The sequence below is a fragment of the Mycobacterium sp. genome, assembly GCF_049673265.1.
Lineage (GTDB): Bacteria > Actinomycetota > Actinomycetes > Mycobacteriales > Mycobacteriaceae > Mycobacterium.
Genome location: NZ_JBATXN010000606.1, coordinates 1 through 6297, shown reverse-complemented (window position 1 = coordinate 6297; position 6297 = coordinate 1). Strand labels below are relative to the sequence as shown.

Genomic DNA, 6297 nt, shown 5'->3' with positions numbered 1-6297 from the left:
CCAATAAGGCCTGCAGGTCTGTCGGGCTGGGCGGGTGAACCCCCGGCGCCGGAACCCATTTCAGGTCTGGAATCGGTGTCTGCGCCTTGGCCTGGGTGGCCGGCGTGTCGTAGATGATCTGACCCTTGTACGCGGTGATCGCGTTGATCGGATGGAACATGATCGGCGGGTAGTTGAATGTCAGCCGGCGTAGCGGCGGCCCCAACCGCTCCCGGCAGATTTCGGCGCGCTTGTAGTAGTCCGGTGCGGACAGCCCGGCGGCGGTCTCAAAGGAGCCGCCACAGATGAACTGCACCGGGTTTGAGAATTCGGGAATTGATATCAGGCCGTTCAACGTGCCCTGGGCAGGGTCGTAGATATTGTAGAAGTTGGCGATTCCGGGTCCCGCCACGTGCAGCACCTGCTCGATGTCCTCGCTCTGATCACTCAACACTTTGGTTAAGTCATTGAGCTTGTCGACGGTTCCGATCAGCGTCGAGTTGTTCTGCTGCAAAAACCCTTTGACATCCACCAGCGCCTGGTTGAGCGTGGCCAAAGTGTGGTCGAGGTGAGTTGAGCTCTTGGCGAGCACCTGTGACACCGATGCCACGTGGCCGGAGAACGCGACGATTTGTTCGTTGCTCGACGACAGCGCACCGACCAGTACTTGGAGATTTTTGACCGTTCCGAAGATGTCGGTGCGCGAATCACCCAGCCGGCCGGCCGCTTGGGACAGCTCGCGGAGCGCGTTGTGGAATGAGTCTCCGGTGCCGTTGAAGGTGTCTGCAGCCTGGTTGATCGCCTTGCCGAGCGGTCCTTGCATCTGTCCGGCCGTGGGACTCAGCTGTTTGGCCAGATCGCTGAGTGCCTGTTTGACCTCATCCCATTCCACCGGCACCGCAGTGCGAGACAGCTCAATGCTTGCACCGTCGGGCATCGCGGGTCCGCCGGTGTAGGCCGGGGCGAGCTGGATGTAGCGGGCTGCAACCAGGTTGGGTGCCATGATGACCGCCTTGGCGCCCTGAGGAATCTTGACGTCTCGGTCTACCGACATGGTGACCTTGACGTCCTCTGCACGCGGTTCGATCGACTCGATCTTGCCGACCGGTACGCCGACAACACGGATCTGGTCTCCGGGATAGAGCCCGACCGCTGAGGTGAAGTAGCCAACGATCTTGTTGCCGTGCCGGGCGGGCCACACTAAATACGCACCCACCGCGAGGAAAACGGCAAGCAGTACGGCGAGCGCCAGCCGCGTTCCGCGGCGACGTTCCTTGATCGCAGAGAATACGGTCATGGCGACTGCGGCCTTATCTTCCACCGCTCCTGCACCATTCCGCGCAGGTAGTCCGCGAAGCTGTTCGGAAGTTTGCCCGGCTGGAATACGGCGTCGAACATCATTCCGACTATGGGCGTCGGTACCACGCCGTAGACGTTCACGTTGAACCCCGGTCCGGAGCCGACCACTTCGCCGAGCGTGGTCGCATACGGGGGCAAACGTTTTAGCGCCTCGCTGATGTAGTCGCGACGCTCGTTGAGGTCGTCCAGTACGGTGTTGAGCTTGCTCAGTGCAGGGCCGAATTCCTTGCGGTTATCGGCTACGAAGCCGGAAAGTTGTTGGGAGACATCATCGATGCCCCCGATAAGCTCCGCCAGCGCGGCGCGGCGCGCATCCAGCGCGCCGAACAGCTGGGTGCCGTCTTGGATCAGCTTGTTGACCTGACCGGCGCGCTCGGCGAGTATGCCTGTCACCGACTTGGCATGTGCCAGCAGGCTTTCCAACGCCTCGTCGCGGCGGTTCAACGTGCGAGACAGCGATGTCACCCCGTCCAGCGCGCCGCGTAGTTGCGGGGTGGCGTCGTGCAGGGCGGCGGTGAGAACCTGCAATGACTTCTCGAACTGGGGTTTATCCAAATCGCCTGCGTTGGCGCCCAAATCCTCCAGCGCAGAGCCCAAGGCATACGGTGTCGTGGTCCGGCTCAGCGGGATCGTGGTGGCGGTACCAGTGCCTGCCGGAGTCACCGCGATCGACCGTTGACCCAGGATTGTCTCGGTGCGAATCGCCGCGAGCGATTGATTGCCGACATTGACGTGACGATTGACGGTAAATGTCACCTTGGCGGTGTCGCCGGCCAGCCCCAGCGATTGCACCTGACCGACCTTGATCCCCGATACGTAGACGTCGTTTCCAGGGGCGAGCCCGCCGGCGTCGCTGAAGTAGGCGGTGTATTGCCGGCCCTGCGGCCAGAATGGTAGCCCGGTGTAGCCGAACGCAACCAACACGACGCAGAACACAAGGACTACACCGAAGATGCCGGTGCGGAGCGGGTCCCGGTCTTGTCTGCGATTTGGCTTACTTTGCAAAAGCGCACCTCCCCTTGCTCGGATCGGGCTGCCCGCCCATTCCAATCAGGATGTCGCTGCCTGCCGGCCCGTTGATCTTGAGCGACACCGAGCAGAAGTAGATGTTGAAGTACGCCCCGTAGGCGCCGAGTGCGGACAGCCGCAGGTAGTCCTCGCCGAGTTGCTCGATGTCGTTGTTCACCTCGGGCAGCCGATCGGTGATCTCTGTGGCAATCGGTCGGATGTTTTCGATGTTGCCCTGCAAGGGCCGGCGTCCGCGTTTCAGAAACTCCGTCAGATCCGAAGTCGTCGAGGCCAGCGGCGGGATAGCGCCAGCGATTGCATCGCGTCCCTGCGCCAACCCTGTGATCAGTTTCTGCAGCTCGTCGACGCTGGTTGAGAACTGCGCCCCTTTGGCGTCGACGGTGGTTAGTACGGCATTGAGGTTGTTGATCACGTCGCCGATCACCTGGTCGCGGGCACCCAGCGTCGACCCGAATGAATTGGTGTTGGCCAGCAGATTGGACAGCGCTCCGCCCTGACCCTGCAACAGCTCGATCACGTAGCTGCTGATCGTGTTGATCTTGTTGGCGTCCAAGCCCTTCAGCACCGGCCGCAGGCCGCCGAGAAGCGCATCGAGATCCAGTGCCGGCGCAGTGTGCTGCTGATCGATGGTCCCGCCTGGCCGGAGCTTGCGCAGTTCACCCGGACCCGAGGTGATCTCCAAAAACCGGTCGCCAACGAGGTTCTCGTAACGGATCACTGCCCGCGTCGACGAGTACAGGGTGTAGCGCTTGTCCACTGTGAAAGCCACGTCCACGGTGTTGTTCGGGTTGAGCTTGACGTCCTTGACCGCCCCCACCGGTACTCCCGCGATCCGGACCTTCTGGCCCCCCTTCAACCGCGTCGCGTCGATGAAGTTGGCGTGGTAGGTATTTGACGGACCGAACCGGAACTCCCCGAATATCACCACCAGCCCGACGGCCACCAACAGCATGCTGACAGTGAAGATGCCGACCTTCACCAGCATCGAGCGGTGTGACTCGTAACCCCCGTCGGCCATCAGAAATCATCCCGTTCTGCGAACGAGCCGTGGAATAGCCACTGCAGCGTCGAGGGTGCGTCCACCTGCATTTCAGTGAACGGCTCGTAAGGGATGTTGGCATTGTCGGTCACCAGGAACGGCGCGCGGTACCAGGACCCGCCGCTCTGCTTAGTCGGAATGTCAGGCAGCCCACGGCAATTCGGGCCACCAGAAGCGTTGACGATTGGCAGGCTCTCGGGATAGGTGTATGACGGAGCGCCCAAGATGAAACTCGAGGACGTGAACAAGCCGGCTTTTCTGACACCGAGCACCGGGGCGAATTCCTGGATACCGCGCTGGATCCCGGCGAACATGCAGCCGAATTCCGGGGAGTAGTCGCCGGCGACTTTCAGCGGGGCCCGCAGCCGTTTGAGGGCGGCGATGAGATTCGGCTCGGCCGGCGCCAACGTGTCATAGGCGTTGTTGGACAACCCGATCGCCGCCAGCAGGCTTTGGTTCAAGTTGCTCTGCTGATCCACGACCGTTCGGGCGATCGTTGGCGTGTTGTTGAACACGGTGACCAGATCAGGTGCCGCGTCGGCGTAGATGTTGGACACCGTAGCCGTCTTCCGGAGATCCTGCTGCAAAGTCGGTAGCAGCGGATTCGTCTGCCGCGTAAGGGTATTCAGTCCCGACAGCAGCGCCCCCAGGTCGTTGCCGTGTCCGCGCAGACCCTCGGCCAGCGCGCTCAACGTCCCGTTCAGCTCGACCGGGTCGATCTTGTGCAGCAAGTCGGTGAGCGACTGAAACAGTGTGTTGACTTCCAGCGAAACCGCCGAGGCGGCCAGATGGGCGCCGGGACGAAGCGGGGTCGTCAACGGTGACTTGGGTGGTATGAACTCCACCGACTTGGCGCCGAAAATCGTGTTGCTGGCGATGTGGACCGGCGCATTGGCCGGAATGTAGCGCAGCTCGCCGCTGTCGATCGCCAACGTCAGCTGCGCCTGGTTGTTGGTGTAGCTGATGTTGTCGACCTTGCCGATCTGGATGCCGCGGTACTTGACCTTTCCGCCGCGGTCCATCACCAGCCCGGCGCGCGGCGCGGTGACGGTGACGGTGTCGATGTCGAACGAGGAAAAAAACGAGGTGTAGGACAGGTAGGTCAGCACCACAAAGGCCGCCAACACACAGGCCAGCAGCGCCGCTGCCAGCCTGACGTGTGTGCGTTGCGCCCCGGTGCTTGCCATCGTCCCCCTACCCGGAAAGGTTGAAATTACCGGATGCGCCGTAGACAGCCAGCGAGATGAACAAAGTAATGACAACGACGACGATGAGCGACGTCCGTACGGCTTGGCCGACCGCCAGACCGACACCCACCGGACCGCCAGAAGCGTTGTAGCCGTAGTACGTATGGATCAGCATCACTCCAATCGACATCACGATGGCTTGCAGGAACGACCACAGCAGATCGGTGGGTATCAGAAACGTATTGAAGTAGTGGTCATACAAACCGGCCGACTGCCCGTTGATGAACACCGTGGTGAACCGTGCGGCGAAAAACGACGCCAGCACCGCCAGCGAATACAGCGGAACGATTGCGATGAGACCGGCGATGAGTCGCGTGGATACCAGATACGACACCGAGTGCACGGCCATCGACTCGATCGCGTCGATTTCCTCGGCAACCCGCATCGCTCCCAGCTGGGCGGTGGTACCGGCGCCGATGGTGGCGGCCAACGCGATTCCGGCCACTACCGGGGCGACGATGCGAACGTTGAGGAACGCCGACAGGAATCCGGTCAACGCCTCGATGCCGATGTTGCCCAACGATTCGTAACCCTGTACCGCGATCACACCGCCGGACGCCAACGTCAAAAACGCTGCGACACCGACTGTTCCGCCGATCAGAACCAACGCCCCAGTGCCCATCGTCATCTCGGCGATAAGCCGGATCGTCTCTTTCCGGTAGCGGGTGAGCGCGTTGGGGATGTAACGCATCGACTCGCCGTAGAACAGCGCCTGCTCGCCGAAATTGTCGACCGGCCCGCCTAAGCGGGAGAAAAAACGGCGGAAGCGTAGCGAGGCGTCGTAACTCATGTGCGGCTCACCGGCTCAGCACTCGAACGCCGATTGCCGTCATGATCACGTTGATCACGAACAGGCAGATGAACGCATACACGACCGTCTCGTTGACCGCGTTGCCCACACCCTTTGGTCCGCCCTTGACGGTCAGGCCGCGATAGCAGCCGACGAGGCCGGCGACCACGCCGAACAACAATGCCTTGATTTCAGAGAGCACTAGCTCGCCGAGGTGGGTGAGCACGGTCAGCCCGTTGACGAAGGCACCCGGGTTGACGCCCTGCAGCAGGACGGAGAACACGTAGCCGCCGGCGATACCGATCGCCGAAACCAGTCCGTTCAGTAGCAGTGCGACGAACGTCGACGCCAGCACCCTGGGCACCACCAGGCGCTGGATCGGATCGATGCCCAGCACCCGCATCGCGTCGATTTCCTCACGGATGGTGCGGGCGCCCAGGTCGGCGCAGATCGCGGTGGCGCCCGCTCCGGCCACCACCAACACGGTGACGACGGGTCCGAGCTGGGTGATGGTGCCGAATGCGGTGCCCGCCCCGGACAGGTCGGCGGCGCCGATCTCGCGAAGGAGAATGTTGAGTGTGAAGGCCACCAGGACGGTGAACGGGATGGCGACCAGCAGGGTGGGGACCAGTGAGACTCGGGCGATCATCCACGTCTGGTCGAGAAACTCGCGGAACTGAAAGGGTCGACGAAATATCGCGCGGAAGGTTTCCAGCGCCATTTCTACGAACCCGCCCACGGCCCGAGCCGGGACCGCGAGCTGTTCGATCAACCTGGTATCCCTTCTCGCGCGGGGTGCCTGCAAGCTCAGAGCGAAGCTCTGCATCCCCGGTTGGCGCGCCTTGACTTCTTTG

Annotated in this window: 6 protein-coding genes; all 6 read right to left on the bottom strand. The window is 62.1% G+C overall.

Annotated features, from left to right (window positions below; translation table 11 throughout):
* Positions 1 to 1276, bottom strand: a 1276-nt coding sequence (locus WBF82_RS20540) for a virulence factor Mce family protein (RefSeq protein WP_424384776.1), incomplete at its 3' end; no start/stop codon positions are given.
* Positions 1273 to 2343 (bottom strand): MCE family protein, encoded by a 1071-nt coding sequence (locus tag WBF82_RS20535; RefSeq protein ID WP_424384775.1) that lies wholly within the window; start codon positions 2341 to 2343, stop codon positions 1273 to 1275. The genes WBF82_RS20540 and WBF82_RS20535, both read right to left, overlap by 4 nt.
* A complete protein-coding gene (locus tag WBF82_RS20530) occupies positions 2333 to 3385 on the bottom strand; it encodes an MCE family protein (RefSeq protein WP_424384774.1) in 1053 nt (350 codons plus the stop codon). The genes WBF82_RS20535 and WBF82_RS20530 overlap by 11 nt, the downstream gene beginning before the upstream one ends.
* Positions 3385 to 4593 (bottom strand): MCE family protein, encoded by a 1209-nt coding sequence (locus tag WBF82_RS20525; protein WP_424384773.1) that lies wholly within the window; start codon positions 4591 to 4593, stop codon positions 3385 to 3387. Before WBF82_RS20525 ends, WBF82_RS20530 begins: the two co-directional genes overlap by 1 nt.
* A gap of 7 nt (positions 4594 to 4600) precedes the next feature.
* Positions 4601 to 5443, bottom strand: coding sequence for an MlaE family ABC transporter permease (locus WBF82_RS20520; protein ID WP_424384772.1), 843 nt, complete (start codon positions 5441 to 5443; stop codon positions 4601 to 4603).
* Between the two features lie 7 nt (positions 5444 to 5450).
* Positions 5451 to 6215 (bottom strand): MlaE family ABC transporter permease, encoded by a 765-nt coding sequence (locus tag WBF82_RS20515; RefSeq protein ID WP_424384777.1) that lies wholly within the window; start codon positions 6213 to 6215, stop codon positions 5451 to 5453.
* Positions 6216 to 6297 lie beyond the last annotated feature (82 nt).

Coding starts and splice junctions, on each gene's coding strand:
- WBF82_RS20530 (WP_424384774.1), bottom strand. CDS start 3,385: ATGGCCGACGGGGGTTACGAGTCACACCGCTCGATGCTGGTGAAGGTC.
- WBF82_RS20525 (WP_424384773.1), bottom strand. CDS start 4,593: ATGGCAAGCACCGGGGCGCAACGCACACACGTCAGGCTGGCAGCGGCG.
- WBF82_RS20520 (WP_424384772.1), bottom strand. CDS start 5,443: ATGAGTTACGACGCCTCGCTACGCTTCCGCCGTTTTTTCTCCCGCTTA.